The organism is Variovorax sp. Varisp46 (genome assembly GCF_059491885.1).
This window is the reverse complement of record NZ_CP168515.1, coordinates 523,001-548,689: the sequence shown is the minus strand read 5'-3', so window position 1 is coordinate 548,689 and position 25,689 is coordinate 523,001. Positions and strand designations below refer to the sequence as shown.

At 68.6% G+C, this 25,689-nt stretch carries 25 protein-coding genes; 9 read left to right on the top strand and 16 right to left on the bottom strand.

The window, feature by feature from the left end; genetic code table 11:
• Nucleotides 1-75: 75 nt before the first annotated feature.
• From ACEN9N_RS02495 to ACEN9N_RS02465, 7 genes are read right to left on the bottom strand one after another with little or no spacing between them, the layout of a single operon-like run.
• Complete coding sequence (locus ACEN9N_RS02495; protein ID WP_495655294.1) at nt 76-405, bottom strand: L-rhamnose mutarotase; 330 nt, start codon at nt 403-405, stop codon at nt 76-78.
• A gap of 29 nt (nt 406-434) precedes the next feature.
• Nucleotides 435-1,211 (bottom strand): SDR family oxidoreductase, encoded by a 777-nt coding sequence (locus tag ACEN9N_RS02490; protein WP_413332389.1) that lies wholly within the window; start codon nt 1,209-1,211, stop codon nt 435-437.
• An 18-nt stretch (nt 1,212-1,229) separates the two neighbouring features.
• Nucleotides 1,230-2,507 (bottom strand): L-fuconate dehydratase, encoded by a 1,278-nt coding sequence (locus ACEN9N_RS02485; protein WP_413332391.1) that lies wholly within the window; start codon nt 2,505-2,507, stop codon nt 1,230-1,232.
• A 21-nt stretch (nt 2,508-2,528) separates the two neighbouring features.
• Nucleotides 2,529-3,482 (bottom strand): ABC transporter substrate-binding protein, encoded by a 954-nt coding sequence (locus ACEN9N_RS02480; RefSeq protein ID WP_495655293.1) that lies wholly within the window; start codon nt 3,480-3,482, stop codon nt 2,529-2,531.
• 35 nt (nt 3,483-3,517) lie between these two features.
• Entirely contained in the window at nt 3,518-4,555 is a 1,038-nt protein-coding gene (locus ACEN9N_RS02475; RefSeq protein ID WP_495655292.1) for an ABC transporter permease, read from the bottom strand.
• Nucleotides 4,556-4,572: 17 nt separating this feature from the next.
• On the bottom strand, nt 4,573-6,087 hold the full coding sequence (locus ACEN9N_RS02470) for a sugar ABC transporter ATP-binding protein (RefSeq protein WP_495655291.1): 1,515 nt from the start codon (nt 6,085-6,087) through the stop codon (nt 4,573-4,575).
• Nucleotides 6,084-6,971 (bottom strand): amidohydrolase family protein, encoded by an 888-nt coding sequence (locus ACEN9N_RS02465; protein WP_495655290.1) that lies wholly within the window; start codon nt 6,969-6,971, stop codon nt 6,084-6,086. The genes ACEN9N_RS02470 and ACEN9N_RS02465 overlap by 4 nt, the downstream gene beginning before the upstream one ends.
• A 188-nt stretch (nt 6,972-7,159) precedes the next feature.
• Here ACEN9N_RS02465 and ACEN9N_RS02460 point away from each other — a divergent pair, with 188 nt between their 5' ends.
• Nucleotides 7,160-7,942: an IclR family transcriptional regulator gene (locus ACEN9N_RS02460; RefSeq protein ID WP_007830371.1), complete on the top strand. Its 783-nt coding sequence runs from the start codon at nt 7,160-7,162 to the stop codon at nt 7,940-7,942.
• Here the strand turns inward: ACEN9N_RS02460 and ACEN9N_RS02455 are convergent, their stop codons facing one another.
• Complete coding sequence (locus ACEN9N_RS02455) at nt 7,943-8,368, bottom strand: helix-turn-helix domain-containing protein (protein WP_007830370.1); 426 nt, start codon at nt 8,366-8,368, stop codon at nt 7,943-7,945.
• A 78-nt stretch (nt 8,369-8,446) separates the two neighbouring features.
• On the opposite strand from ACEN9N_RS02455, the gene ACEN9N_RS02450 reads away from it, so the two are divergent.
• The gene (locus tag ACEN9N_RS02450; RefSeq protein WP_495655289.1) at nt 8,447-9,304 is read left to right on the top strand and encodes a class I SAM-dependent methyltransferase; all 858 of its coding nucleotides are present in this window, start codon (nt 8,447-8,449) and stop codon (nt 9,302-9,304) included.
• 3 nt (nt 9,305-9,307) lie between these two features.
• On the opposite strand, the gene ACEN9N_RS02445 is transcribed toward ACEN9N_RS02450, so the two are convergent.
• A complete protein-coding gene (locus ACEN9N_RS02445) occupies nt 9,308-10,312 on the bottom strand; it encodes an SLAC1 anion channel family protein (RefSeq protein ID WP_478178530.1) in 1,005 nt (334 codons plus the stop codon).
• A gap of 109 nt (nt 10,313-10,421) precedes the next feature.
• Between ACEN9N_RS02445 and ACEN9N_RS02440 the strand changes: the two genes are divergently transcribed.
• On the top strand, nt 10,422-11,375 hold the full coding sequence (locus tag ACEN9N_RS02440) for a GlxA family transcriptional regulator (protein WP_495655288.1): 954 nt from the start codon (nt 10,422-10,424) through the stop codon (nt 11,373-11,375).
• A gap of 35 nt (nt 11,376-11,410) precedes the next feature.
• On the opposite strand, the gene ACEN9N_RS02435 is transcribed toward ACEN9N_RS02440, so the two are convergent.
• Nucleotides 11,411-12,067: a putative glycolipid-binding domain-containing protein gene (locus ACEN9N_RS02435; protein ID WP_237726052.1), complete on the bottom strand. Its 657-nt coding sequence runs from the start codon at nt 12,065-12,067 to the stop codon at nt 11,411-11,413.
• A 2-nt stretch (nt 12,068-12,069) separates the two neighbouring features.
• On the opposite strand from ACEN9N_RS02435, the gene ACEN9N_RS02430 reads away from it, so the two are divergent.
• From ACEN9N_RS02430 to ACEN9N_RS02420, 3 genes are all read left to right on the top strand, one after another.
• On the top strand, nt 12,070-12,591 hold the full coding sequence (locus tag ACEN9N_RS02430; protein WP_007830359.1) for a hypothetical protein: 522 nt from the start codon (nt 12,070-12,072) through the stop codon (nt 12,589-12,591).
• On the top strand, nt 12,592-14,082 hold the full coding sequence (locus tag ACEN9N_RS02425; protein ID WP_495655287.1) for a TRAP transporter large permease subunit: 1,491 nt from the start codon (nt 12,592-12,594) through the stop codon (nt 14,080-14,082). It abuts the gene before it with no gap.
• A gap of 86 nt (nt 14,083-14,168) precedes the next feature.
• Nucleotides 14,169-14,789, top strand: coding sequence for a hypothetical protein (locus ACEN9N_RS02420; protein WP_495655286.1), 621 nt, complete (start codon nt 14,169-14,171; stop codon nt 14,787-14,789).
• Between the two features lie 24 nt (nt 14,790-14,813).
• On the opposite strand, the gene ACEN9N_RS02415 is transcribed toward ACEN9N_RS02420, so the two are convergent.
• Nucleotides 14,814-15,653, bottom strand: coding sequence for an RNase A-like domain-containing protein (locus ACEN9N_RS02415; protein WP_495655285.1), 840 nt, complete (start codon nt 15,651-15,653; stop codon nt 14,814-14,816).
• 138 nt (nt 15,654-15,791) lie between these two features.
• On the opposite strand from ACEN9N_RS02415, the gene dinB reads away from it, so the two are divergent.
• Together dinB and ACEN9N_RS02405 are read left to right on the top strand one after the other, a co-directional pair.
• Nucleotides 15,792-17,009, top strand: coding sequence for a DNA polymerase IV (gene dinB / locus ACEN9N_RS02410; protein ID WP_495655284.1), 1,218 nt, complete (start codon nt 15,792-15,794; stop codon nt 17,007-17,009).
• A 7-nt stretch (nt 17,010-17,016) separates the two neighbouring features.
• Complete coding sequence (locus ACEN9N_RS02405; protein ID WP_495655283.1) at nt 17,017-17,700, top strand: TIGR02117 family protein; 684 nt, start codon at nt 17,017-17,019, stop codon at nt 17,698-17,700.
• Nucleotides 17,701-17,706: 6 nt separating this feature from the next.
• On the opposite strand, the gene ACEN9N_RS02400 is transcribed toward ACEN9N_RS02405, so the two are convergent.
• Nucleotides 17,707-18,753 carry a purine-nucleoside phosphorylase gene (locus ACEN9N_RS02400; protein WP_495655282.1) on the bottom strand — a complete coding sequence of 349 codons (1,047 nt, stop codon included), beginning with the start codon at nt 18,751-18,753 and terminating at the stop codon, nt 17,707-17,709.
• 147 nt (nt 18,754-18,900) lie between these two features.
• On the opposite strand from ACEN9N_RS02400, the gene ACEN9N_RS02395 reads away from it, so the two are divergent.
• Entirely contained in the window at nt 18,901-20,088 is a 1,188-nt protein-coding gene (locus ACEN9N_RS02395; RefSeq protein ID WP_495655281.1) for a DNA topoisomerase IB, read from the top strand.
• Here the strand turns inward: ACEN9N_RS02395 and ACEN9N_RS02390 are convergent.
• From ACEN9N_RS02390 to ACEN9N_RS02375, 4 genes are all read right to left on the bottom strand, one after another.
• On the bottom strand, nt 20,031-20,711 hold the full coding sequence (locus tag ACEN9N_RS02390) for a hypothetical protein (protein ID WP_007830343.1): 681 nt from the start codon (nt 20,709-20,711) through the stop codon (nt 20,031-20,033). The two genes, ACEN9N_RS02395 and ACEN9N_RS02390, sit on opposite strands and share 58 nt — an antisense overlap.
• Nucleotides 20,712-20,892: 181 nt before the next feature.
• Nucleotides 20,893-22,395, bottom strand: a complete 1,503-nt coding sequence (locus tag ACEN9N_RS02385; protein ID WP_413314274.1) for a class I adenylate-forming enzyme family protein — start codon at nt 22,393-22,395, stop codon at nt 20,893-20,895.
• Nucleotides 22,396-22,398: 3 nt separating this feature from the next.
• Nucleotides 22,399-23,178: a tripartite tricarboxylate transporter substrate-binding protein gene (locus ACEN9N_RS02380; protein ID WP_495656441.1), complete on the bottom strand. Its 780-nt coding sequence runs from the start codon at nt 23,176-23,178 to the stop codon at nt 22,399-22,401.
• A 143-nt stretch (nt 23,179-23,321) separates the two neighbouring features.
• Complete coding sequence (locus ACEN9N_RS02375) at nt 23,322-25,649, bottom strand: acyl-CoA dehydrogenase family protein (protein ID WP_413314276.1); 2,328 nt, start codon at nt 25,647-25,649, stop codon at nt 23,322-23,324.
• Between the last annotated feature and the right edge of the window lie 40 nt (nt 25,650-25,689).

Sequence of the window (25,689 nt, the reverse complement as noted above, 5' to 3'; positions counted from 1 at the left end):
CGGCATTGTGCCGACCAAATGTAAGCGGCGGGAAAGATTATTAAGTTCCTCGGAATCAAAACTTGAATCTTTTGATTACAGCGAGAAGATCCTGGCCATCTCCGTCCACTTCTCTCCTTCAGGTGTCCAGGGCGTGGGTACCTGAAACCTCCACATCAGTTCTTCCCATTCCCGAATCTTTGGATTGTTCTGCGTTGCAAGCGCCATGGCCCGGGCGTCGTAGCGCGCATCGTCAGTTTCCATCCACATCACCATTCGCGTGCCGAGCCGGTAGATCTCCATGCCCGTTACACCGTGCGCATGCAGATGCGCTCGCACCTCGGGCCAGATGTCGCGGTGATAAGCCTCGTATTCGGCGATCAATGCAGGATCGTCTTTCAAATCGAGAGCCAGAAAGTGGCGCATGGGTCGCTCCGGTCAAATCAGGAAATAGATCAGGTCAATGCCCGGTCCAGGTGCGTATACCCGCCGTCCACGAACACCCATTGCCCGGTGGTGTGCGAGGCCCGCTCCGACAGCAGGAACACGACGTTGTCTGCAATCTCCTGCGGCGTGGTCATGCGGCGGCCGAGCGGAATCTTGTCGGTGATCTCGGCGAGCTTTCGGTCGGGTTCGTCGAATGCGGAAATCCACCGTTGATACAGCGGCGTCATCACCTCGGCCGGAATCACCGCATTCACGCGAACCCCGTCTTCCAACAGCGATGCAGCCCACTCGCGCGTGAGCGACAGCTGCGCGCCCTTGGCCGCGGTGTAGCCGCTCGTGTTGCCCTGCCCCGTCACGGCCGTCTTCGACGAGATGTTGACGATCGCGCCGCGGCTCGCCTTCAGGTGCGGCAGGCAATAGTGCGCCATCACGTAGCAGTGAACGAGGTTGCGTTCGAGCGAACCGACGAAGGCTTCGCGCCCCGCCTCCAGTCCCACGCTGTCGTTCACGCCCGCGTTGTTGACCAGGCCGTCGATGCGGCCGAACTCCGCGGCGGTGTCGGCAATGGCCTTGGCACAGGCGGCCTCTTCCATCAGCTCGAACTGGAAGAAGCGCGCGCGCGGCTGCAGGGCGCGCAGCGCCTCCTCGAACGGTGCGTCGAGCGGATTCTTCCCGCAGATCACCGGCACCGCGCCCTCTTGCGCCAGCGTCATCGAAATGGCTGCACCGATGCCGCTGCCGCCGCCGGTGACGATCACCACCTTGTCTTTCAGATTCAGGTCCATGTTGCGCGGTGCCTTTCTCTATCCGCGGAAACGGTATTGCTCGAGCGACTGCGGCTTCATCGTGATCGAAAAGCCTGCACCCTTCGGCGGCATGTACGCCGCGTTGCGGATCTCGCAGGGCTCGACGAAGTGCTCGTGCAAATGATCCACATACTCGACCACGCGGCCTTCGCGCGTGCCCGAGATGCAGAGGTAATCGATCATCGACAGGTGCTGCACGTACTCGCACAGCCCCACGCCGCCGGCGTGCGGACACACCGGCAGCTTGTGCTTCGCGGCCATCAGCATCACCGCGAGGATCTCGTTCACGCCGCCGAGCCGGCACGCGTCGATCTGCACCACGTCGATGCCGCCGCGCATGATGAACTGCTTGAACATGATGCGGTTCTGGCACATCTCGCCCGTGGCCACCTTCACCGGCGCGACGCCCTCGCGGATCTTGCGATGGCCCTCCACGTCGTCGGGGCTGGTGGGCTCCTCGATGAACCACGGCTTGGCAAACGCCAGCTGCCGCACCCAGTCGATGGCCTGGCCGACCTCCCAGACCTGGTTGGCGTCGATCATCAGGTGCCGCTCGGGCCCGAGCACTTCGCGCGCCACGCGCAGGCGGCGGATGTCGTCCTGCAGGTCGCGGCCCACCTTGAGCTTGATGTGGTTGAAGCCCGCGTCGACCGCCTCCTGCGCGAGGTGCCGCAGCTTCTCGTCGGAGTAGCCGAGCCAGCCGGCCGAGGTGGTGTAGCAGGGGTAGCCCTCGGCCTGCAGCGTGGCGACGCGTTCGGCCTTGCCAGCGGCGGCCTCGCGCAGCAGCGCCAGTGCTTCATCGGGCCCGATGCAGTCGGTGATGTAGCGAAAGTCGATGCAGCGCACCAGTTCCTCGGGGCTCATGTCGGCCACGAGCTGCCACACGGGCTTGCCTTCGGACTTGGCCCACAGGTCCCACATCGCGTTGACCACGGCGCCGGTCGCCAGGTGGATCGCACCCTTGTCGGGACCGATCCATCGCAGCTGGCTGTCGGAAGTAACGTGCCGCCAGAAGCGCCCCATGTCCTCCGCCACCCATGCCAGGTCCAGCCCCACCACCAGATGGCGCATCGCCTCGATGGCCGCGCAGCAGATCTCGTTGCCGCGGCCGATGGTGAAGGTGAGCCCGTGGCCCTCGAGCCCCGGCTGGTCTGTTTCGAGCACGACATACGCCGCGGAGTAGTCCGGGTCTGGGTTCATCGCATCGGAGCCGTCCAGATGCTGCGAGGTCGGAAAGCGCACGTCGAGCACGCGCATGGAGCGAACAATGGTCATGGGGTCTTCGCGGGCAGGCGATCAGTCGTACAGCACCGAGGCGATCTTGGGGTCGGCGATGTTGGTCTTGTCGTACCAGTAGAAGCCCGTGTCGACCACCTTCGGCAGCTTCTCGCCCTTGATGGCCTTCACCGCCATCTCGACCGTCTTGTAGCCCATGCCCACGGGGTTCTGCGTGATGGCACCGGCCATGCTGCCCTCCATGATCGCATTCTTCTGCTGCTTGCCTGAGTCGTAGCCGATGATCACGACCTTGCCGTTGCGCTTCATCTCCTTCACGCCGTTGACCACGCCGATGGCGGAGCCTTCGTTGGCGCCGAAGATGCCCTTGAGGTTGGGCGAGGCCTGCAGGATCGACTTGGTGATCTCGGTCGACTTCAACTGGTCGCCGCCGCCGTACTGCACGCTCACGATCTTGATGTTCGGGTAGGTCGACTTGATGCGGTTGACGAAGCCGTCGCGCCGGTCGACGCCGGTGCGGCTGGTCTGGTCGTGCACCACCAGCGCGACTTCGCCGCTCTTGCCGATGAGCTCGGCCATCTTGTCGGCGGCGAGCGCGGCGGCGGCCTTGTTGTCGGTGGTGGTGGTGGTCACGGGAATGTCGCTGTCCACGCCCGAGTCGAACGCCACCACCGGGATCTTCGCGGCCTGCGCCTTCTTCAGCAGCGGAATCGCGGCCTGGCTGTCGAGCGCGGCGAAGCCGATGGCCTGCGGCTTCTTGGCGAGCGCGGCCGAGAGCATGTCGATCTGCTTGTCGACCATGGCCTCGGTCTCGGGGCCCTCGAAGCTCACTTTCACCTTCAGGTCTTTGGCAGCCTGCTCGGCGCCCGACTTCACGGCCTGCCAGAACTGGTGCTGAAAGCCCTTGGACACGAGCGGGATGTAGATCTCCTGCGCCTGCTGTGCCTGTGCGAATCCCGACAGGCCGATGAGGACTGCACCGAGCGTGGTTGCGACTGCTCTTCTCTGGATCATGCGAAGTCTCCTGTGGTTGTGGAAATCCGGGTGGTTCACTGCTTGCTGCTGCCGCGGCGGCGCAGGATGTCCGCGTACACGGCCAGGATGATGATCACGCCCGTGACCACCGTCTGCCATTCCTGCGCGACCGAGAGAATGCGCAGGCCGTTGGTCAGCACGCTCATGATGAAGGCGCCGATGATCGTGCCGACGATGGTGCCGGTGCCGCCGCTGAGCGAGGTGCCGCCGATGACCACGGCCGCAATCGCATCGAGTTCGTAGCCCTGCCCGAGCGCGGGCTGTGCGGAGTTCAGCCGCGAGGCGATCAGCAGGCCCGCGATGCCGCAGATGCCGCCACTCACCGTGTACACCACGATCTTCCAGAAGTCGGTGTTCACGCCCGACAGGCGCACCGCCTCCTCGTTGCTGCCGAGCGCGAAGGTGTAGCGCCCGAGGATGGTCTTGTTGAGCACGAGGCTCGCGGCCATCGCTATCAGGAACAGGATCAGCACCGCATTCGGGATCGGCAGCGACGGAATGAAGTAGCCGATGAGCGAATCCTGCGAGATCGCCGGGAAGTCCGGCGTGTCGTTGAAGTAGATCGGCTTGGTGCCCGAGATCACGAGCGACAGGCCCTTGAGCAGCATCATCATGCCCAGCGTCGCGATGAAGGGCGGGATCTTGAGCTTGGCGATCAGCACACCCGAGACGAAGCCGGCCAGCGCACCGAAGAAGATCGCGGCCGCGATGCCGAGCGCGAGCGGCATGCCCATGTAGGTGAGCACCACGCCGGCCATGACGGCGCAGAAGGTCATCAGCGTGCCCACCGAGAGGTCGATGCCCGCGGCGATGATGACGAAGGTGCAGGCGATGGCGAGCACGCCGTTCACGGCGGTCGACTGCAGGATGCTCACGAGGTTGTCGGTCTGCAGGAACTGCGGCGACGCGAAGCTGAAGAACACCATCAGCGCAATGAGGCTGGCAAAGGCCAGCAGCTTCTGGCGCGTGGCGGGCCGAAAGAGCCGCGCCTTCAGCGAGAAGCCCGGTGCATCGGTGGTCGTCGCGGCGGTGGTGGCGGTGGGGGTCGTCAAGGGGTTGTCTCCAGTCGTCATGCGGTGGCGGCAGCTGCGCGCCGGGTGGCGAGCTGCATGATCTTTTCCTGCGAGGCTTCGCGCCCCCCGAGTTCGCCGGTGATGCGGCCTTCGCACATCACGAGCACGCGGTGGCTCACGCGCAGGATCTCGGGCAACTCCGAAGAGATGATCACGATGGCCTTGCCCTGCGCGGCCAGTTCGTTGAGCAGGCGGTAGATCTCGGCCTTGGCGCCCACGTCGATGCCGCGCGTGGGCTCGTCGAAGAACAGCACGCTGCAGTCGCGCAGCAGCCACTTGGCAATCACGATCTTCTGCTGGTTGCCGCCCGACAGCAGCCGTACCTGCTGGCGCACCGAGGGGGTCTTGATGCTGAGCTGCTTCACGTAGCGCTCGCCGGCCGCCTCGATGGCGCGCTGGTCGATGAACAGGCCCATCGACAAGAACTTCTTCATGCTCGGCAGCGCGATGTTGGTCTCGACGTCCATGCCGGTGGCCAGCCCGAAATGCTTGCGGTCTTCCGACAGGTAGCCGATGCCGCAGGCCACCGCGTCTTCGGGCGATTTGATGTGCACCTTCCTGCCGTGCACGAACACCTCGCCCGCGTCGATGCGGTCGGCGCCGAACACGGCGCGCGCGAGTTCGGTGCGGCCCGCGCCCATGAGGCCCGCGAAGCCGAGGATCTCGCCGCGGCGCAGCACGAAGCTCGCGTTGCGCACCATCGTGCCGCGCGTGATGCCGCGCGCCTCGAGCACGATCTCGTTGCCCGTGGTGTCGGGAAAGTCGTTCTCCACCTCGGTGAGCTGGCGGCCCACCATCATCGCGATGAGCGAGTCCATCGGCGTTGCCGCCATCGGCACGGTGGCGATGTACTGGCCGTCGCGCATCACGGTCACCCGGTCGGCGATGCGCTTGAGCTCGTCCATCTTGTGCGAGATGTAGACGATGGCCACGCCCTGGGATTTGAGCTGGCCGATGATGCGGAACAGGTCGGCCACCTCCTGGTTGTTCAGCGCGGCGGTGGGCTCGTCCATGATGAGCACGCGCGAGTCGAAGGACAGCGCCTTGGCGATCTCCACCATCTGCTGCCTGGCCACGGTGAGCTCGCCGACGGGCGTGCGCGGGTCCAGGCGCAGGTTCATGCGCTCGAAGATGCGCTGCGTCTCGGCGCACATCGCTTCCTCGTCGATGAAGAGGCCCAGGCGCCCCCGCGGCTCGCGGCCGATGAAGATGTTCTGCGCGGCGCTCAGGTGGTTCATCAGGTTGAGCTCCTGATGGATGATGCCGATGCCCAGCGCCTGGGCCGCGCGCGGGCTCGAGATGTCCACGGGCTGGCCATCGAGCAGCACCTCGCCCGAGTCCTTGCGGTAGACGCCCGCCAGCACCTTCATCAACGTGGACTTGCCCGCGCCGTTCTCGCCCATGAGTGCATGCACCTCGCCGGGCAGCAGGTCGAACTGCGCCTTGTCGAGCGCGCGCACGCCGGCGAAGGACTTGCTCAGGTCGCGCAGGACGACGATGGGTTGCGTCATGGGATTTCCCGATGCAATAGCAGGTTGTAGAAGCGCTGTGCGGTACCGTGCCACACGTGGGCCTGCTCGCCGGTCGCGAGGCCGCCGATGCAGGCCTCGCTGAGGGCGATCCAGCCCGCGTAGTCGCCGGCCAGCGTGAGCACTGGCCAGTCGCTGCCCCACATGAGGCGATCGGGGCCGAAGCATTCGAGCAGGTGCTCCCACAGCGGCCGCACGGCGTAGGTGACGACATCCGCATCGCGGTGCATGGAGGGCGGCGCCTCGGTCCAGAGGCCCGAGAACTTGCAGCAGACCTGCGGCAGCGCCGCGATCTCGCGCATTTGACGGCGCCACGCAGCGACGGCTTCGCCATCGGCGCTGCCCACGGGCGGCTTGGCCGCATGGTCGATCACCACCGGCAGTTGCGGCCATTCGCGCAGGAACTGCAGCAGCGGCGCCAAGTGCCGCGGCGTCACGAGCGCATCGAAGCGCAGCCCCAGGCGCACCATGGCCCGCAGCACGTCGGGGTGCGGCGCGTGCGCGATCCAGTCGTCTTGGGGCAGGTCTTGCAGCATCGGCCGCACGCCCTTGAACTTGGGTTGCGCCGCCATTCGCTCCAGCGAGGCGACGGACTCGGCCCGGCTCAGGTCGACCCAGCCGACCACGCCGCCAACCACGTCGTGCGCAGCAGCCAGTTCGAGCATGAAATCCGTTTCGGCTTCCGAGTCGGCCGCCTGCACCAGCACGGTCCGCCCGATGCCATGTGCTTGCAGCAGCGGCACGAGATGCTCGGGCAGGAAGTCGCGCACCAGCGGCGCCAGGGCGGGCACGTCCGCACGCAGCCACGCGTAGTCGCCGCGCGCGGGCCGCCAGAAATGCTGATGCGAGTCGATGCGCTGAATCATGTGGGTCGCGGGGCAGCGGGAGTCCTGCCGAAGGTCTTGCCTCTTAGTCCATTTGTGAACATAGTATTTACAGACGAACTTTTGACGTCAAGCCCACTTGATGAGTGCTTACCCGTAGAACCAAACTTGCAAAAAGATGGGTCTGCTGTTGAAATTCATACGTGAACAAATCTATCCATCCAGACATCTTGAGCAAGCCGACCGAAGACCAGGACCGCTACCGCGCACCCGCGCTCGACAAGGGCCTGGACATCCTCGAACTGCTGGCGGACCAACCCGAGGGCCTGACGCGCGGCGAGATCGTGAAAGCGCTGGACCGTGGCCCGAGCGAGATCTACCGCATGCTCGAACGGCTGGTGGCGCGCCAGTACGTGCTGCGTTCGCTCGCCGGCGACCGCTACAGCCTGAGCCTGAAGATGTTCGACCTGGCGCACCGCTACCCGCCGAACCACCGGCTGGTCACGCAGGCGCTGCCGGTGATGGACCGCTACGTGAAGGAAGCCGAGCAGTCCTGCCACCTCGGCGTGTACGACCGGGGCAACGTCCAGATCGTGGCGCAGGTCAACAGCCCGGCGGCGAGCAGCATGACGGTGCGGCCCGGCACGCGCGTGAACCTGCTCGACACCGGCTCGGGCCAGGTGCTGCTGGCCTGCGAATCGGACGAGCGGCGCCGGCAGATGGTGGCCGAGCACGTGGCGCTCGACGGCGAGGTGCAGATCCCGCCCGACGAGCTGGAGCACATGCTCGAGGCCGTGCGCGCCACGGGCTACCGGCAGCGCGAGAGCCTGCAGTACTTCGGCGTGATCGACATCTCGTGCCCCATCTTCGGCCCGCACGGGCATGCGCTGGCGGTGCTCACCACGCCGTACATCCGGCGCATCGACCGCCATGCGATCCCGTCGCTGGACCGCGCGCGCGAGCTGATGCTGCAGGCGGCGCGCGACCTGTCGTTGATGGCGAACGCGGCCTGATTACTTCGGGGCCTTCTTCCTTCGCCCGCCGATGGCCCCGGACGCCGCAGCCTCGAGGATGCGGCGAAAGGTCGGGCATTCCATGTGGCTGGGCGCGCGGCACACAGCGGCGTGCCGCAGGCCGTCGCGCATGGCGCTCAGGCTGCGGATCGTGCGGTCGAGTTCGTCCGCCTTGGCCGTGAGCATCACCCGGTCGATGCGCGGCTGCCCGTCGGGCCCGAACATGCGCGCGATCTCGTCCAGCGAAAAGCCGGCGGCACGCCCCAGCGCGATCAGCGCGAGCCGCTCCAGCACGCCGGGATCGAACAGGCGGCGCAGGCCTTGCCTGCCCGTGGAGGCGACGAGGCCTTTTTCGTCGTAGTAGCGCAGCGTGGAGGCGGGCACGCCGGAGCGTTGCGCGACCTCGCCGATATCCAGATGCTTCATCACCCTCTTGACCTCAAGTCGACTTGAACTTGCATAGTGCGGTTTCCGCCTCTCGAAGGCAAGCACAAGGAAACGACCATGGAAGCCACACAACAGCCCGGCGACGAACAGGCCAGGCTCTGGAACGGCCTGGCCGGGCGCGCCTGGGTCGACGCGCAGGCCACGCTCGATCGCCTGTTCCAGCCGCTCGAAGACCTGCTCGTCGAAGCGGTGTCCGCCAACCCCGCGAGCCGTGTGCTCGACGTTGGCTGCGGCACGGGCAGCACCACGCTCGCCGTCGCGCGGCGGCAGGGCAGCGAAGGCGGCTGTGTCGGCATCGACATCTCGGAGCCGATGATCGCCGCCGCCCGGATCCGCGCCGAACGCGAAGGCACGCCGGCACGCTTCATCTGCGCCAATGCGCAGACCCACGCGTTGGAGCCCGCGAGCTTCGACCGCATCATGTCGCGCTTCGGCGTCATGTTCTTCGACGAGCCCGTGCAGGCCTTCGCGAACCTGCTGCGGGCCGCGAGAGAAGGCGCCGAGTTGCGGTTCATCGCCTGGCGCAGTGCGGCGGAGAACCCGTTCATGACGACCGCGGAGCGCGCCGCCGCACCACTGCTGCCGTACCTCCCTGCCCGCCGGCCGGACGCGCCAGGCCAGTTCGCCTTCGCGGACAGGCAGCGGGTCCATGCGATCCTCGAAGAGAGCGGCTGGGCCGGCATCGACATCCAGCCCATCGACGTGCCCTGCACGATGCCCGGGACGGCGCTGCCCGGCTACCTGAGCCGGCTCGGTCCCGTCGGCCTTGCCCTTCAGCAGGCTGACGAGCGCACGCGCGTGCAGGTCATCGACACGGTGCGCGCCGCCTTCGAGCCCTACGTGCACGGCGATGAGGTCCGCCTGACTGCGGCCTGCTGGATGGTCGTTGCGCGCGGGGCGAACGCCCATGTCTGAGGCTCAGGCGAACAGCTTCCCGTTGAGCGCAATCCGCACGGTCTTCACCGTGAGAACCGCCAGCGCCAGGTTGAGCGCGACCAGCAGCGCCATGGCAATCACCCAGAGCGGCTCGCTCGCGCGCGACCCGGCGTACTTCAGCGCGGCATTGGCGAGCGCGGCCAACGGGAAGCCGATCGCCCACCAGCTCGGCGAGAACGTGGCGCCGCGACGGAACACCTTCGGCGCGACCACCGCGAACATGAAGAGGCCGAAGTAGAAGAGCAGCGAGGCAAAGCGGTCGATCTCGCCGACGATGTTGGTGTACGCGAGAAAGCCCACCGCAAAGGGCGCCACCAGGATCATCAGCGACGGCTCCATGGCGGGAGCGAGCGGGTCGCGATGCACCAGCCGGCCGATGATCATCGTGAAGAGCACGAGCGCCAGCACCGCACCGACCGCGCCGGCGGCCAGATTGAGTTCGGGCGCCCATGCCATCGGCATGTGCGCGCCGGTGACGGGAATGTCGAGCGTGGCCACGCCCGGGATGATCCAGGCCGGCACGGCGAGCGAGGCATCCACCTGCCCCTTCAGCAGCCTCGACAGGCCGACGAAGCTCAGTACCAGGGTCGCGAGCAGCCCCACGGTCCACGCGAGGTGCGCCAGGGGCGCGCTGTACGGCGCCACGACGGCCGACAGCAGCAGGATGGAAATCGCGATGGTGCCGAAGAAGTTGCCCGCCACGGGGTGGTGGAATTCCGCCTGCACCGCCTGCGGGTGCCTCACGAGCTTTGCCAGGTAGCCCATCGAGATGAGCACGAAGACGCCCAGCGCGAACGCCCCGACGGCCTCGCCGACGATGGCCGGCGCACCCAGGCTGTCGTGCGCGAGCCGCCATGCGAGGGCCAGTCCGGTAAGGCCCATCACCGAGGCGAACAGGTTGACCGGGAGATTGCGCACGGAGGCTTGCGCGCGAGGCGCGATCGACGCAATGGCCGGTGAAGAAGGATTCAGAGCTTGGTTTTGCATGTCGGACGCCCTTGTCTGGATTTGCATTAGTTTGTATTTTCCGCCAGACTCCCACCGTCGTTTTTGCCAACTCACGGCGTTTTCCGCCAATCCCGGGGCCTTGTCTGCCATGCGCGTCGCCATCCTCGCTTTCCCCCGTTTCCAGCTGCTCGACGTGGCCGGGCCCGCCGACGTCTTCGCCGAGGCGTCGCAGCAGCTCGGCAAACCGCGCGCCTACCAGGTCCAGGTGATCGGCACCGGGGAAGGCATGCTCAAGAGCAGCGGCGGATTGCGGCTGGGTGTCGATTCCACGGTGGCCACGCATTGCGGCGCCATCGACACCCTGCTCGTTGCGGGCAGCCCCCGCGTGAAAGACATGGCGACCGACATGCAACTGCAGGATTGGCTCAGGCGTCAGGCCCGCACCGTGCGGCGCTATGGCTCGGTGTGCAGCGGCGCCTTCGTGCTGGCCGCCAGCGGCCTGCTCGACGGCAAGCGCGTGGCAACCCATTGGAAGCTCGCTGGCCGCCTCGCGTCGGACTACCCGCTAGCGAGCGTCGAGGCGGACGCGATCTACGTGAGGGACGGCCAGCTCTTCACCTCCGCCGGGGTCACGGCCGGCATGGACCTCGCGCTGGCCATGGTGGAGGAAGACCATGGCCGCGACCTCGCGCTGAGCGTGGCGCGCCAGCTGGTGATGTTCCTCAAGCGGCCCGGCGGCCAGAGCCAGTTCAGCGCCCACTTGGCGGCACAGACCTCGGAGCGCTCCAGCATGCGCGAGGTGCAGGACCACGTGCTCGCGAACCTCAAGGACGACCTGTCCGTGCCGGCCCTCGCCTTGCGCGCCGGCATGAGCGAGCGGAACTTTGCGCGCATCTTCCGCGGCGAAACCGGAACCACGCCGGCGGAGTTTGTCGAGAATGCGAGGATCGACGCCGCCCGCCGCCTGGCCGAGGAGTCAGACCTGCCGGCCAAGCGGCTGGCCGATGCGGTGGGCTATGCGAACGTGGACGGCTTCAGGCGCGCGTTCGGCCGCCGCCTGGGCGTGAGCCTCGTGGAATACCGCAGGCGCTTCGCCGGCTGACGACGAGAAGGCGAACCGCGACTCGCGCTCCGGCATTACTTTTCGGCGACCCAGAGCCGCGGATAGTCGCGCACGAAGCTGTCTTGCGTCACGCCCAGCGTCGCCGCATAGTCGAAGCGCTTCGCCTCGTAGGCATATTCGGTATCGCTGCGCCGCTCGTAGCGCTGCATCAGCTCGCTCAGCACGCCGCCGCCGTCGAGGTCGACCCAGGCCGCCGGCGCGTCGGCGCCCTCGCCCTTCGCCAGGTTGAGCCGGCGCAGTTGCAGCAGGTTGGTGGCGGGCGTGAAGCCCAGGTCGAGGTCGACGCAGTGCGACAGGTCGGGCACCGCCTCGTCGTTGAGCTTCCAGCGGCCGTGCGCGTCACGGGCGATCGACAGGTCGACGGCCGAATCGCCGAGCCAACCGCGCACCGTGCCCCATTGGGTGTGCCAGTGCAGGTCGCATCGCACGCGGTAGTGCAGCTGGCCGTTGCGGCCGTCTTCCAGCCGGAACACGGCCGCACCATCGAGTTGCCAGGCCGAAGCATTGCGTTCGAGGCGGCAGGCGTCGTGGCCGGGTACATCGAGCCTGCGCCAGAGGATGGAGGCGACGGTTTGCATGGCGCGGATGATGGCACCGGCATGCTCCACCACGCAAGCCATGACCCGCGGCGCCCACAGGTGGAAGTCAGGTTCGGGGAACAGGATCGCCACGCATGACGCCACCGGCCGAAACACCAGAGACCCGCCCCGCGCCACCGGTGCCGCGCGGGCTCGACTGGGTCGACCGCGCGGCGATGCCCTTCGCCATCGCCATCGCGCTGCTGCTGTTCGCGCAATGGCCGCTGCGCGACCTGGCCGGCTCGGGCAACGGACCGACGCAGGCCAACGACCTCGCGCAGTGGCTGTTCGCGCTGTACGTGGCCGTGGCGCTGCGGCATGCCGGGCGCCGCGGCGCGCATCTGGTGGCGCGGCCCGACCTGGCCGCCGACACCGCCGGGCGCTATGCGCGGCTGCGCCGCATCGGCGCGGCGCTGTGCGTGCTGCCGTGGGCACTGTTCCTGATCGCGACGGGCACCGTGCCGGTGCTGCGCGCGGTGGCCGCGTTCGAGCTGTTCCCCGACACCTTCAACCCCGGCTATTTCATGATCAAGGTGGCGCTGCTGCTGCTCGCGGTGCTGCTGGCGGTGCAAAGCGTGCTCGACCTCTGGCACGAACGTCGACTGCCCGGGCAATAGATGGCCTGGCTCGGACTCGCCCTGCTCGCGCTGGCCCTGGCGCTGATGATGACCACCGGCTGGCCGACCTATGCCGTGCTGCTCGGCGTGTGCACGCTGGGCGCAGCGGCCGGGCTGGCGTTGGGCGCGTTCGATGTCGCGTTGCTGCAGAACCTGCCGTGGCGCATCGTCGGCCTGCTGGAGCACGATCTGCTGCAGGCGCTGGCGCTCTATGCGCTGGTGGGAGCGCTGCTCAACCGGCTGGCGCTGGCCGAGCATCTGTACAACGGCCTGCGCAAGGCGCTGGCCTTCGTCGCGCCACGCGCGGCACCCGAGCTGGCCGGCATGGTGCTGGGCCTGATGCTCGCGCCGATGAACGGCTCGGTCGGCGCCAGCCTGCTGATGCTCGCGCGCACCGCCGGCAAGGGCTGGGCACGCGAAGGCCTGCCCGCGGCACGGCGCACCGCGCTCGTGGCCGTGACCAGCACGCTGGGCGTGATCGTGCCGCCCTCGCTGGTGTTGCTGCTGCTCGGCGACGCGATGCTGCGCGCCCACACCGAGGGCGTGAACATGGGGCGCGCGCTGGCGCTGCCCACGGCTGCCGCCGGCGCAGCCAACCGCATCGTCAACACGCAGGACATCCTGCAGGCGGCGCTGGTGCCGGCGGCGGCGTTGCTGCTCGGCTGGCTTGCGGTCGCGTGGTTCGGCGCACGGCGCAAGCCCCGACCCGCGGCGCCGTGCGAGCCGATGGATTGGCGCGAAGGCTGGACGCTGCTGCTCGTGCCCCTGCTGATCGGCGCGCTGCTCGTGCTGGTCACGCTGGGCAAGGTGCGCGCGGTCGAGGGCGCGGCCGCCGCCTGCGTGCTGCTGCTCGGCTGGGGTGTGGTGTCGCGCCAGCTCACGCGACCGGTGCTGTGGCAGGTGCTCGACGACGCCATGGCGCTCACCGGCGCGCTGTATGCGCTGCTGGCGGCCGCCACCACCTTCTCGCTGCTGCTGCGCGGCTTCGGCACCGACGGGCTGATCGCGCGGCTCATGCTGGCGCTGCAGGGGCATCCCATGGTCGGGCTCCTGGTGGTGCTTGCCGTGCTGCTGGCATGCGCCTTCGTGCTCGACGCCTTCGAGCTGATCTTCCTGATCGTGCCCATCGTGATGCCGCCGGTGCTCGCGCAGCTCGACGACGCGGCCTGGATCGCCACGCTCACCCTGCTGGTGCTGCAGGCCGGCTTCCTGCTGCCGCCTTTCGGCTATGCGCTGGTGCTGGCGCGCGGGCAGGCCGCGCCGCGTCCGCCAGTGGCCGCGGTGGCACGGGCGCTGGCGCCCTACCTGGCGGTGCTGGCCACCGTGACCGCGCTGGTGATGGCGCTGCCGGCCACCACGCGCTGGCTGCGCACCTCGCCCACCGCGCTCGCGCCGGCCGAGCCGATGAACGATGAAGCAGTGGACCGCCTGATGCGCGAGATGGCACCGCCCGACGCCGGCGACAGCACCGCGCCACCCGAGGAGAGATAGCACTCGCGGTGTGCCGCACAACGCGCGGCACACGACCTTCGACGCGGGCTAACATCGTCCGCTCGACCATTCAGAGGAGCGCGCAAGTGGAACCCTGGTTCGCCGATGCCAAGCCGATCAACTCGCTGGAGCCCGAGATCGCATTTCATTTGTGGGACGCGTTCAACGCTGCGCCGTACCAGCGGCCCGAGCCGCTCGCATTGCCGGAATTCCAGCGCGCCGAGCGCTTGCGAGTGCGCACCTCGGAGGCCATCGGGCACGAGGCGGAGCTTGCCGCGTACTACGGCCAGGTGGCCGCGCTGGCCCGGCAGCACGCATTGAAACTCCACCAGGTACGCCAGTATTTCTGGATGGACCTGCGGCTCGACAACGAGGAGGCGGACGTGCACCTGTCCTTCCCCTGGTACGACACCTTCTCTTCCATGGACCACTTCCTCGTCGCCGTGGCCGGGCACGACGAGGGCAATATCTACGACGACCAGGACCAGGGCTGGGCGGTGGAGGTCTGGGCTCGCAACGGCACGCTCTACATCCGCGAAAGCGACCCCGATTCCGAAGAACCCGGCCAGGCCGTTGCGCTGCCCAGGGCCGGCCTGCAGGCCCGCATTGCCCCGCTGCGCGAGCGCACCGCGAAGCTCGTGGCCCGTCTTGCAAGCGAGCTCGGCGCCGACGTGTGGACGACGGGCGAAGCCCCTTCTTTCCTGTAGGCCTGCTGCGCCGCGCCGCGGCGCTCAGATCGGATAGGCCGTGAGGATGTAGAACGGCTTGCCGTTGTAGCTTTCCATCTTGAGGATGATCCGCACGCCGGAGAGGTCATTGACGGCCGTGCTGCCGAACTGCACGCCGCGCCCCACCACGTAGCTCAGCACGTGCTCCAGCTCCGGCGACTTGCTGCCCGCGGCCGCCCCGCGCGACCACGCGCGCACCGCGGCGGCGTTGACACGCAGCGTCTCGGTGATCGCGCGCTCCGCGGTGGCAAGGTCGCCAAAGGTGGACACGGCCCTGGGACCCGGCCGGGTGGCGGTTCGCACCCTGGCCAGCAATTGGGCGTCGGTCTGCCCGACATGCCGCGCCATGGTGTGGCCGCCCAGCCTCGATCCCGCTGCGGCCTCGTGCTCGGCCAGCCGGATGCGGCCGCCGCGCATCACGGCGACGATGCGTGCGGCTCCCAGCGCCGATGCCACGACCAGCGGCACCGCCACATCCACCGCAAGCCCGATGCCATCGGCCGTGTCGCGCGAAGCGCCCAGCGCCTCGGCCGCCGAGCTGACGGTCACGGCGGTGGCCGTGCGCTGCGGCGTGCCGGTCCAGATCTGGCGGCCCGACGTCGCCATGGTGTCGAAGCTGTGCACGCCCAGCACCACGCAGCCGGCCTTGGTCACCATCGTGGGTTCGGGTGCGACGCAGAGCACGCCGGCGCCGACCAGTTCCACGACACCGCCCACCAGCCCCACGGTGCCCCAGAGCCGGTTGCTCCAGCTCGCGGATTCGGGCACGTCCTGCCCGCCCAGTACCGCGGCCATCTGCACCGGCGTCAGCGCGATGCTCAAGCCTTCGACTTCGTCATCCATGCCATTTCCCTTTCCCATGCCATCGGAGGGTCCATCTGCAATCGGCCGCATTCTTGCACGCAGTCGCCCGGCAGGCGAACACCGCCGGAGCGCGAGACAATCGTCAACGTGAGTTCCGAGCCCCCGACATCCCCTCCGATGCGCCGCATCGCCCACCTCGACATGGACGCCTTCTACGCGTCGGTCGAGTTGCTGCGCTATCCGCAGCTCAAGGGCCTGCCGGTGGTGATCGGCGGCGGCAGGCGGCGCGTGGACGAGGCCATCCGCGACCTGCCCGAGGGCAGCACGCTGGCCGACATTCCGGTCGCGGCCTTTCCGCTGCTGAAGGACTACACGGGCCGCGGCGTGATCACCACCGCCACCTATCCCGCGCGGCAGTTCGGCATCGGCTCGGCGATGGGGCTCATGAAGGCCGCCAAGCTGTGCCCGCAGGCCATCATCCTGCCGGTGGACTTCGACGAGTACCGGCGCTATTCGCGCGCCTTCAAGAACATCATCCTGGAGGTCGCCCCGCTCATGGAAGACCGCGGGGTGGACGAGGTGTACATCGACTTCACCGACGTGCCCGGAGGCCAGCGCGACGGCGGGCGCTCGCTGGCGCGGCTGATCCAGACCGCGATCTTCGACGCCACCGGCCTGACCTGCTCCATCGGCGTGGCGCCCAACAAGCTCATCGCCAAGATGGCGAGCGAGTTCAACAAGCCCAACGGCATCTCGGTGGTCTACGAGCACGACCTCGAAACGCGCATCTGGCCGCTGCCCTGCCGCAAGGTGAACGGCATCGGGCCGAAGGCCGACGAGAAGCTCAAGCGCTTCGGCATCGAGACCGTGGGCCAGCTCGCGGCGCGCGACCGCGACTGGCTCGTTGCCACCTTCGGCAAGGCCACGGGCGCGTGGATGCACGAGGTGGCCTGGGGCCGCGACAACCGGCCGGTGGTGACCGAGAGCGAACCCGTGTCGATGAGCCGCGAGACCACTTTCGACCGCGACCTGCACGCCGTGCGCGACCGCGCCGAGCTGGGCGCGATCTTCACCCACCTGTGCGAGAAGCTGGCCGAAGATCTGCAGCGCAAGGGTTACGTGGGCAAGACCATCGGCATCAAGCTGCGCTACGACGATTTCAAGATCGCCACGCGCGACCAGACCATCGAGCGCTTCACGTCCGACGCGAAGACCATCCGCCACACGGGCGGCCTGTGCCTCAAGCGCGTGCCGCTGGAGCGCCCGCTGCGGCTGCTGGGCGTGCGCGTGGGCGCGCTGGCGAAGGCGGGCAGCCCCGAGGCGCTCGCGCCCACGGGGACCGGTGCGCACCGCGCGACGCCGGAGCCCGCGTCGACCACCGCGTCGCTGTTCTGACGGCGCCATGGCGAAACGCTGGCTGCGCCGCACCGCCTTCACGCTGCTGGGCTTCGTCGCGCTGATCGGCCTGTACTTGATCGTGGCCTGCGCGCTGGTGTTCTGGCCCGCCAATGCCAGGCCTGCGAGCGATGCACCGGTCGACGTACAGGCCTGGGTGCTGAGCAACGGCGTGCACACCGACTACGTGTTCCCGATCCGCTCGGCCACCATCGACTGGCTGCAGGTGTTTCCGCTGAAAGACTTCAGGGCGCCGCCGCCCGATGCCGAATTCATCGCCATCGGCTGGGGCGATCGCGAGTTCTACCTGAACACGCCCACCTGGGGCGACCTGACGGCGGCGCACGCCTTCGGGGCGCTGTCGGGCGGCAACCGCGCGCTGATGCATGTGAGCTACCTGCGGCGCGAACAGCTGGCGCGCGGGGCCTACAGCCTGCCGCTCTCGCACGCACAGTACGCACAACTGGTCGGCTACGTGCGCGCCGCCCTGCCCTCGGGCCATGCCTCACCCATCGCCGGCGCGCACTACGGCGACGACGACGCCTTCTACGAAGCCGAAGGCGGTTATCACCTCTTCGAGACCTGCAACACCTGGACCGGCCGCGGGCTGCGGCAGGCAGGCGTCACCGTCAGCCGCTGGACGCCGTTCGACTTCACGGTGACATGGCACCTGAAGCCTTCACGGCCCTGAACCCGCTCAGGGCTTCGGCACGCCGCCCTGCCACTTCGGCCAGTTGGTCACGATGTGATCGACCACGCGCGAGCCCACCAGCTCGATGTTCTCCACCGTCTCCGCGAAGCCGCCGGCCGTTTCGCCCGGGGCCGGGTCCAGGTGCTGCAGCGTGGTTTCCTTCGGGCTGCCCTGGTCGAAGTTGACCGCGCCGCGCAGGCTCATCACGCGGTCGGTGCCGTGCGTGCGCTTGATCACGAGGGTGATGGCGGCGGCTTCCATTTCGGTGATGACGTAGTCGTCGGCGCCGTAGAGCCCGGCGATGTATTGCGCCTGCTTCGACATGCCGGGGCCATGGAAGAAGGTGTCGCCGGTCATGTGCGTGCCGGTGCCGACGAAAGGCGCGCGGCGGGCCGCGACATCGGGGTAGCGCAGGCGGTACTTGCGCGCGCCGTCCGAATCCTTGAGCCGCGTGTCGGCCGAGAGCCTCATGGCCCAGCTCACGAGGTCGGGGTTGAGCTTGAAGCGGCGGTACTCCTCGTAGCCCTTGCGCGGCATGAAGGTCGGCTCGCCGGGCTTGTTCTCCTCGGGGGCCCAGCGGTGGCCGAGATCGTAGTCGACCAGCCAGGTGGCCCAGCTCACTTCGCCGATGGTGCCGCGCGAAGGCGGCGTGCCGGCCACGCCGGAAATCACGTAGTAGCTCTGCGAGAAGTCGAACTGCGGGTTCAGCAGGATCGCCTGCATCGACGACGACGAGTTGACCTTGCCCATGCCGAGCACCGCGCCGCACACGCCGTCGGCATTGCAGTACACAGGCTGCAGCGCACCGGACACCGCAATGGGCTTGGCGCCCTTCCAGTAGCGTTCGTACCAATGTTGGAACTCGCCGGCGCGGTCGCCCGTGTTCTGGCCGATCTCGAACATGGCGGCGACGAAGACCTTGACCTTCACGGGCGCGCCCGGGGCCGAGGCGGTCGGAGTGGAAGTGGTGGACGCGCAGGCCGTGAACAACAGCGCTGCGGCAGGCACCGCCAGCCAGCGGGCGGTGAAAAGAGTGGACCTGGAAGAAGTCATTCTGGAACCCGTTCAAGAGGAAAGAAGAAGAAGAAGGCGGCGCAGGCGCACAAGCGCGCCTGCCGCACCGAGGGCGCTTGCGGCGTCCTACAACCGGCGATTGTCGATGCTGGCAAAAGCGCGATGTCGCGCCACCACGCAAACCCCATGCCGGCCTCTTCCCCTCCTGCCAAGCCGCCTTTGAAGCCGACGCCCATCGCCAACGGCCTCGTCTACGTGAACCCCGGCATGCCCGGCATCCGCCGCCTGAAGCACGGCGAGCGTTTCCGCTACCGCGACGCCAATGGACAGTGGCTGCGCGACGTGGACGAGATCGCGCGCATCCGCATGCTGGCCATCCCGCCCGCCTACACCCAGGTGTGGATCTGCCCGCTGCCCAACGGCCATCTGCAGGCCACAGGCATCGACGCGCGCGGGCGCAAGCAGTACCGCTACCACGCCGACTGGCGCTCGATGAAGGACGAAACCAAGTTCGATCGCCTCGAAGCCTTCGCGCTCGCGCTGCCGCGCATCCGCGCCCGCGTGGCGCGCGACCTGCGGTCGACGAAAGGCCGCAAGACGCCCGGCCGCACCCAGGTGCTCGCGGCGGTGGTGCGCCTGCTCGACACCACGCTGCTGCGCGTGGGCAACGAGGAATACGCGAACAGCAACGGCTCCTACGGCCTCACCACGCTGCGCAGCCGGCACGCCGCCGTGCAGGGCCAGGCGCTGCGGCTGCGCTTCCGGGGCAAGAGCGGCGTGATGCACGAGGCGAAGCTCGACGATCCGCGCGTGGCCCGGGTGGTGCGGCAATGCCAGCAGCTGCCGGGGCAGGCGCTGTTCCAGTACGAGGACGAGGACGGCGAACTGCGCGGCATCTCGTCCACCGACGTGAACGACTACCTGGCCGAGGCCGCGCAGGGCGAGCGCTTCACCGCCAAGGACTTCCGCACCTGGCACGGCACGGTGCAGGCGCTGGAGCTCACCTTGCTGGCCTGCGAACCGGGCCGCGTCGCTGCCGACGGCAGCCGCTACAGCGCCAAGGACATCCTGGCTGCCGTCGCCAGGCAGTTGGGCAACACGCCGGCGGTCTGCAAGAAGGCCTACGTGCATCCGGCGGTGCTGGCGTTGGGCAGCGCGCTCTCGGATGGCGACGAGGCCACGGGTGTGCTGTTCGAGAAGATCGCCGCGCACCGCACCACCAAGCCCTCGCGCGGGCTGCATGCGGCCGAGCGGCGGCTGCTGGCCTTCCTGCGCGCGCAGCGGCGCGGCCATGCGGCGCGCAAACGCGGAAAGACTCAGTTGCCGGTCGCGAGCACGAGGCGCACGCTGTCGCCTTCCAACGCCACGGCGTAGCCGAGGTCTTCGGCCAGGTTCTGCAATGCGACGGCGTCGATGGCCAGCGCACGCGGCGCACGGTGCGCGTCGAGCACGGCATGCGTGCCGCCGGGTTCGCGCGGCAGGGCCGTGAGGCGCAGTGCGTTGGCGCCGTCCGCCTCGACCCGGATCGCCCCGGCTTCGGCCGCGCCGTCGTGCAGGTAGCCCAGCGCACCGAGGAACAGGTAGCGCAGCGCAGCCGCGGCGGGCCAGCGATGCTCGTCTTCCTGCGGGTCCAGCGAGGCGTCCGCATCGAGCGTCACGCCGTGCAGGTCGAAGGCAGAGCGCATCAGGGCCACGCACTGCGCCACCAGCGCGCTGCGGGTGATGCCGTCATCCGTGGTGGCCAGCTCCCAGTCGCGCAGGGAGCGGATGGCCTCGACCAGTTCGGACACCTGGTTGTCGATCAGCGCCACGCGCTCTTCGCAGGCGGCGGCATCGATGGTGGCTGCGCCGACCTGCCGCTTGAGCATCAGCAGCGCCATGCGGACCACCGAGACAGGTGCCGCCATGTCGTGCCGCAGGGCGGGCAGCGCGCGCGTGAGCAATTCGTGGCGCACACCGGCGGCAATCCAGCTGCGCGCACTCGGCGAGGACTTCATTTCGCAGCGGCCACGGGCGTCGGGTTCATCGGCACGGTCACGGGTACTTCCTGAAACGAGGGGGAATAACAAGTATCGGCCCCACCTCCCCCCCCGGGTGTAGGAGCGTGCCTACGATGGCGCCGGCACAGGGCCCGGCCCCTAACTTCAGGCCTTCGCAGGCCGCGATCTTCGGCTGAAATCAGCCCGCGGCCGGCCCGCAGCGCGCCTGCAGTTCGCGCTTGAGCAGCTTGCCGTTGGCGGTGGTGGGCATTGCATCGATCACCTCGATGCGGGCCGGGCGCTTGTAGGGCGACAGGTGTTCGACGAGGTACGCGCGCAGCGCCGCTTCATCGAGCACCGCGCCGGCCTTTAGCTCGACGAAAGCGACGACCTGTTCGTTGCCATCGGCCTCGGGCACGCCGACCACCGCGCACAGGTGCACGCCGTCGAAGCGGCCGACGACGGCCTCGATCTCCGCCGGATAGACGTTGAAACCCGAGCGGATGATCATTTCCTTCAGCCGCCCGACCACGAACAGCGCGCCGTCCTCGCCGAAGCGGCCGAGATCGCCGGTGGCATACCAGCCGCCGGGCCGCATCACCTGCGCCGTGGCGGCGGTGTCGCGGAAATAGCCGAGCATGAGGCCGGGCCCGCGCAGCCAGATCTCGCCGGTGGCGCCGGGTGCGGCGTCGTTGCCGTCGAGGGTCACGATACGGGCCTCGCCCCCCTCCACCGCATACCCCGCCGCGGTGTCGGCGCGCGGCGACTCGGTACGTGTGAGAAACACCGAGCCCGCGTACTCCGACAGCCCGTAGCCATAGTGCAGCGGCTGCCCGAACAGCTGCTCCACGCGCTGCTTGAGCGCCGGGTCGAGCGGCGCGGAGCCGGTGTAGACGTAGCGCAGTTGCGGAAAGCACGGCGTGGCCTCCTCCGCCTCGATGTGCGCCAGCAGCCGCGCATACATCGTCGGCGGCCCGAGCAGGTTCGACACCTGCTCGTGCGCCAGCGCGTGCAGCACGTCGGCCGGCGAGAAGCTGCCGCGCAGCACCAGCGCTGCGCCGCCCGTGAGCGCAGCCATCAACACCGTGCCGATGCCGAAGATGTGCGTCATCGGCAGGAATGCATAGACGCGGTCGCGCTCGCCCAGGGCGCGCACCTGGGCCGACACGCGGCCGAAGTGCAGCAGCCCGCGGTGCGACACCATCACGCCCTTGGGCGTGCCCGAGGTACCGGAAGTGAAGATGATGGCGGCCGTGTCGGCCAATGCCGGATCGGGCTCGGTGCGCGCTTCGGCACGCACGGCCGAGCGCATCACGCCACCGAGCGCCGCGGCCGTTGCACCGGCCCTCTGCGCATGCTTTTCAGCGGCTTCGGAGGCGGCGGCCGTGAAGCAGCAGACACGGGCATCGGCGCGCTCGGCGATGGCAGCGATCTCGCCCGGCGACATGCGCGCATTCACACCGCACGACCATGCACCGACGCGGCTGCAGGCCATGAGCAGCGCGATGTGCGCCGCGCAGTTCTCGGCCACCAGCACCACGCGGTCGGTCGGCCGCACACCGGCGGCCAGCAGGTCTTGCGCGGCAACGTCGACCATCGCCTGCAGCGCGGCATAGGTCGTCGTGCCCGCAGGCTCGAAGAGGAAGACGGCATCGGGCGTGCTTGTCGCGCGTTCTTCCAGCAGGCTGTGGATGCGGCGCATCGGCTATTCCGCCTCGATGCCCTTGGACGCGGTCGCCCAGAGCTGGCGGTCGGACTTGCCCTTGGCCGCCAGCAGGTCGGCCGCGCCGGACCACACGTCGTAGCCCTGCTCGCGCAGCCGGCTCGCGATGTCCTCGCGCGCGAGCATCTTCTGCACGGCGGCGTTCATGCGCGCAACCAGCGCCGGGTCCATGCGCGCCGGACCGTACAGGCCGAACCAGCCGCCCACGTCGTAGCCCGGCACGCCCGATTCGATCATCGTCGGCACCTCGGGCAGCATGCGGTTGCGCTGGCGCGAGGTGACGGCCAGCGCGCGCACCTTGCCGGTCTGGATGAAGGGCTTCGAGGTGGCGATGATGTCGAACATCATGGTCACGGTGCCGGCCATCACGTCGGCGAGCGCGGGCGCACTGCCTTTGTAGGGCACGTGCGTGAGCTGCACGCCGGTCATCTTCTCGAGCAGCGCGCCGCTCAGGTGGTTGGACGCGCCCACGCCCGCCGAGCCATAGAACACCTTGCCGGGCCGTGCCTTCGCATAGGCCAGCAGCTCGGCCACGCTGTGCACCGGGACTTCGTTGTTGACCACGAGCACGTTGGTGTAGTCCACCAGCGGCGCGATGGGCGTCAGGTCCTTCATCGGATCGAAGGCCATGTGGCGCTGCACGTTCGGGTTGATGGTGATGGTCGGGCTCGCCCCGAAGAACAGCGTCGCGCCATCGGGCTGTGCTTTCGCGACCGCGTCGCCGCCGAGCGAGCCGCTGGCGCCGGGCCGGTTGTCGACGATGACCTGCGTCCCGAGTGGCGCGATGGGGCACGGCGGCCAGCGCCGCGCTGCCCGCCAGCGCGGCCACCCAATGCCGGCGCGAAAAGTCGATCGAGGTCATGAGCGTTGTCTCCTGTTATGAATTGCTTTGGCGGCTGCGTCGCTCACGCCGGCAGGTCGAGGACTTGCCGCGCGAGGATGTTGCGCTGGATCTCGTTGGTGCCGCCGTAGATCATTGCGGCCGTGGAGCCGATGAGCGGCGCGAGCACGTTGAAGGTCTGGCCGTCGAGCACCTGGTCGCCGGCCACGGCGCCCTGCTCGTCGCCCGCTTCGACCAGCAGCGCGCCGATGCGGTGGTAGGTCTCGCTGGCCCAGATCTTCAGCAGCGACACCGAAGCCGGCAGCGGCTTGCCCGCACGCACGATGTTCGCGAAGCCCGTGTACGCCGCCGACAGGTCGAGCACGTCCAGCCGCAGCGCTGCGAAGCGCTGCGCGAACACCGGGTCGGCGAACAGGCGCCGCGCCTGCGCCAGCCGCGCGAGCTGACCCAGCGCGTACTGCGACTGCTTGGGGCTGCCGAGGAAGATGCGCTCGAAGCCCAGCAGCGCCTTCGCGATGGTCCAGCCGCCGTGCAGCTTGCCCACGAGGTTCTCGGCCGGCACGCGCACGTTGTCGAAGAACACTTCGCAGAACTCGGGCTCGCCCGCCAGCGTGCGGATCGGCCGGACGGTGATACCCGGTGTGCGCAGGTCGCACAGCAGGAAGCTGATGCCCTCCTGCTTGCGCGCCTCCTTGTCGGTGCGCACCAGCATGAAGATGTGGTTGGCATCCTGCGCGAGCGTGGTCCAGATCTTCTGGCCGTTGACCACGAAGTGATCGCCCTGTGCATCGCGCGCGGGCAGGGCTTCGGTGCGCAGGCCCGCGAGGTCGGAGCCGGCGTTGGGCTCCGAATAGCCCTGGCACCACACATGCTCGCCGCTCAAGATGCGCGGCAGAAAGCGCTGCTGCTGTTCGGTCGTGCCGTGCTGGATGAGCAGCGGCCCGATCATCACGATGCCCTGGTCGGGTGCGCGCGCCACGCCGTACTGCTCCAGCTCCTCGATCCACGCGATGAGCTTGTCGGCGGGCAGGCCCATGCCGCCGTGCGCCTGCGGCCAGGCGGGCGCGATCCAGCCCTGCGCCGACAGCGTGAGGTACCACTCGCGCATCTCGCTCCAGCGTGCGCGGTGCGAGAGGTAGCGCAGCTGCTGCGGATAGCGCTGCTGCAGGAAGGCGCGCACCATGCGGCGGAACTCGGCCTCGGGCATGGTGGACCAGTCTGCCGTGCGCGGGAACTCGCCTTTCCAGGTGGCCGCGCCCGTGGTCGCTTCGGCATCTCCAGCCAGCACGGCATGCCGCCGCTGATGCGCACTGACATTCCCAAGCCACGCCGACAGGCACAGCACCCGCTTGTAGAACAGGCTCAGGTCGCACTCCTGCGTGTAGCCGATGGCGCCATGCAGCTGCACCGAGGTGCGCGAAGCCTGCAGCGCGGCGGCCGTGCAGCGCGCATTGACGCGGCTTGCCTCGGCTTCGAGCCGGTCGACCGTCAACCCCTGCCCTGCCACCGCCAGCACCTCGTTCAGCGTGGCCTGCGCCACTTCGAGATGGATGAACATGTCGACGCAACGGTGCTGCAACGCCTGGAAGCTGCCGATGGGCTTGCCGAACTGGGAGCGCGTGCGCAGGTAGGCCAGCGTCTGCGCCAGCATGGCCTGCCCCGCACCCAGCAGTTCGGCGGATTGAAGGATCTGGCCGGCCGCGAGTGCATGGCGCAAGGCGTCCTGCGCAGCCGGCCCTTCGGCCAGCACGGCCTCCGGCGGCAAGGCGACCTGCTCGAAGCGCAGGTTCGAGGCCTGGCCACCATCGACCAGCGGCACCAGCGCCTCCGTCACGCCTTCGGTGCCGCGCGGCACCCACAGCAGCACCGCGTCGTCGTCGCCGCGCGCCGACACCAGCCAGCCGCTGGCGGCCGCGCCGGGCAGCACCATGAGCTTTTCGCCCTGCAGCAGCACGCCGCCAATGTGGCCGGGCCGCGGCTCGCAGCCGCAGGCCAGCGGCACGGCGCTGAGGTCGCCAGCGCTCTCCTGCCATGCCAGCGCGGGCAGGCTGCGGCCTGTAATCAGTTCGGCGAGCAAGGCGTTCGCGCCCGGCGTACCGAGCCGCGCCAGCAGCAGCGCACTGAGGCCTGCCACGGCCAGCAGCGGCTCGGGTGCCACATGCTCGCCCGCGGCCCGCAGGATTTCCGCTGCGCCGTCGAGCTCCAGTGCGAGACCGCCGGCCGATTCGGGAGCCAGCATGCCGGGCCAGCCGAGCTCGGCGATTGCGCGCCAACCGTGCGCCTCATCGGCATCAGCTTGTTCCATACGCTCGCGCCGCCGCTGGATGGCGCGGCTGCGAACGAAGTAGTCGAGCGCCGCTTCGCGCATCGCCGAAAGTGATTCGAAGTCCATCGCCGCAGCGTGACAGAAGGCCCCGCCGGGCGGCATTCGC

Coding starts and splice junctions, on each gene's coding strand:
- ACEN9N_RS02495 (WP_495655294.1), bottom strand. CDS start 405: ATGCGCCACTTTCTGGCTCTCGATTTGAAAGACGATCCTGCATTGATC.
- ACEN9N_RS02490 (WP_413332389.1), bottom strand. CDS start 1,211: ATGGACCTGAATCTGAAAGACAAGGTGGTGATCGTCACCGGCGGCGGC.
- ACEN9N_RS02485 (WP_413332391.1), bottom strand. CDS start 2,507: ATGACCATTGTTCGCTCCATGCGCGTGCTCGACGTGCGCTTTCCGACC.
- ACEN9N_RS02480 (WP_495655293.1), bottom strand. CDS start 3,482: ATGATCCAGAGAAGAGCAGTCGCAACCACGCTCGGTGCAGTCCTCATC.
- ACEN9N_RS02470 (WP_495655291.1), bottom strand. CDS start 6,087: ATGACGCAACCCATCGTCGTCCTGCGCGACCTGAGCAAGTCCTTCGCC.
- ACEN9N_RS02465 (WP_495655290.1), bottom strand. CDS start 6,971: ATGATTCAGCGCATCGACTCGCATCAGCATTTCTGGCGGCCCGCGCGC.
- ACEN9N_RS02455 (WP_007830370.1), bottom strand. CDS start 8,368: ATGAAGCATCTGGATATCGGCGAGGTCGCGCAACGCTCCGGCGTGCCC.
- ACEN9N_RS02450 (WP_495655289.1), top strand. CDS start 8,447: ATGGAAGCCACACAACAGCCCGGCGACGAACAGGCCAGGCTCTGGAAC.
- ACEN9N_RS02445 (WP_478178530.1), bottom strand. CDS start 10,312: ATGCAAAACCAAGCTCTGAATCCTTCTTCACCGGCCATTGCGTCGATC.
- ACEN9N_RS02440 (WP_495655288.1), top strand. CDS start 10,422: ATGCGCGTCGCCATCCTCGCTTTCCCCCGTTTCCAGCTGCTCGACGTG.
- ACEN9N_RS02430 (WP_007830359.1), top strand. CDS start 12,070: ATGACGCCACCGGCCGAAACACCAGAGACCCGCCCCGCGCCACCGGTG.
- ACEN9N_RS02425 (WP_495655287.1), top strand. CDS start 12,592: ATGGCCTGGCTCGGACTCGCCCTGCTCGCGCTGGCCCTGGCGCTGATG.
- ACEN9N_RS02415 (WP_495655285.1), bottom strand. CDS start 15,653: ATGGATGACGAAGTCGAAGGCTTGAGCATCGCGCTGACGCCGGTGCAG.
- dinB (WP_495655284.1), top strand. CDS start 15,792: ATGCGCCGCATCGCCCACCTCGACATGGACGCCTTCTACGCGTCGGTC.
- ACEN9N_RS02405 (WP_495655283.1), top strand. CDS start 17,017: ATGGCGAAACGCTGGCTGCGCCGCACCGCCTTCACGCTGCTGGGCTTC.
- ACEN9N_RS02400 (WP_495655282.1), bottom strand. CDS start 18,753: ATGACTTCTTCCAGGTCCACTCTTTTCACCGCCCGCTGGCTGGCGGTG.
- ACEN9N_RS02395 (WP_495655281.1), top strand. CDS start 18,901: ATGCCGGCCTCTTCCCCTCCTGCCAAGCCGCCTTTGAAGCCGACGCCC.
- ACEN9N_RS02390 (WP_007830343.1), bottom strand. CDS start 20,711: ATGAAGTCCTCGCCGAGTGCGCGCAGCTGGATTGCCGCCGGTGTGCGC.
- ACEN9N_RS02385 (WP_413314274.1), bottom strand. CDS start 22,395: ATGCGCCGCATCCACAGCCTGCTGGAAGAACGCGCGACAAGCACGCCC.
- ACEN9N_RS02375 (WP_413314276.1), bottom strand. CDS start 25,649: ATGGACTTCGAATCACTTTCGGCGATGCGCGAAGCGGCGCTCGACTAC.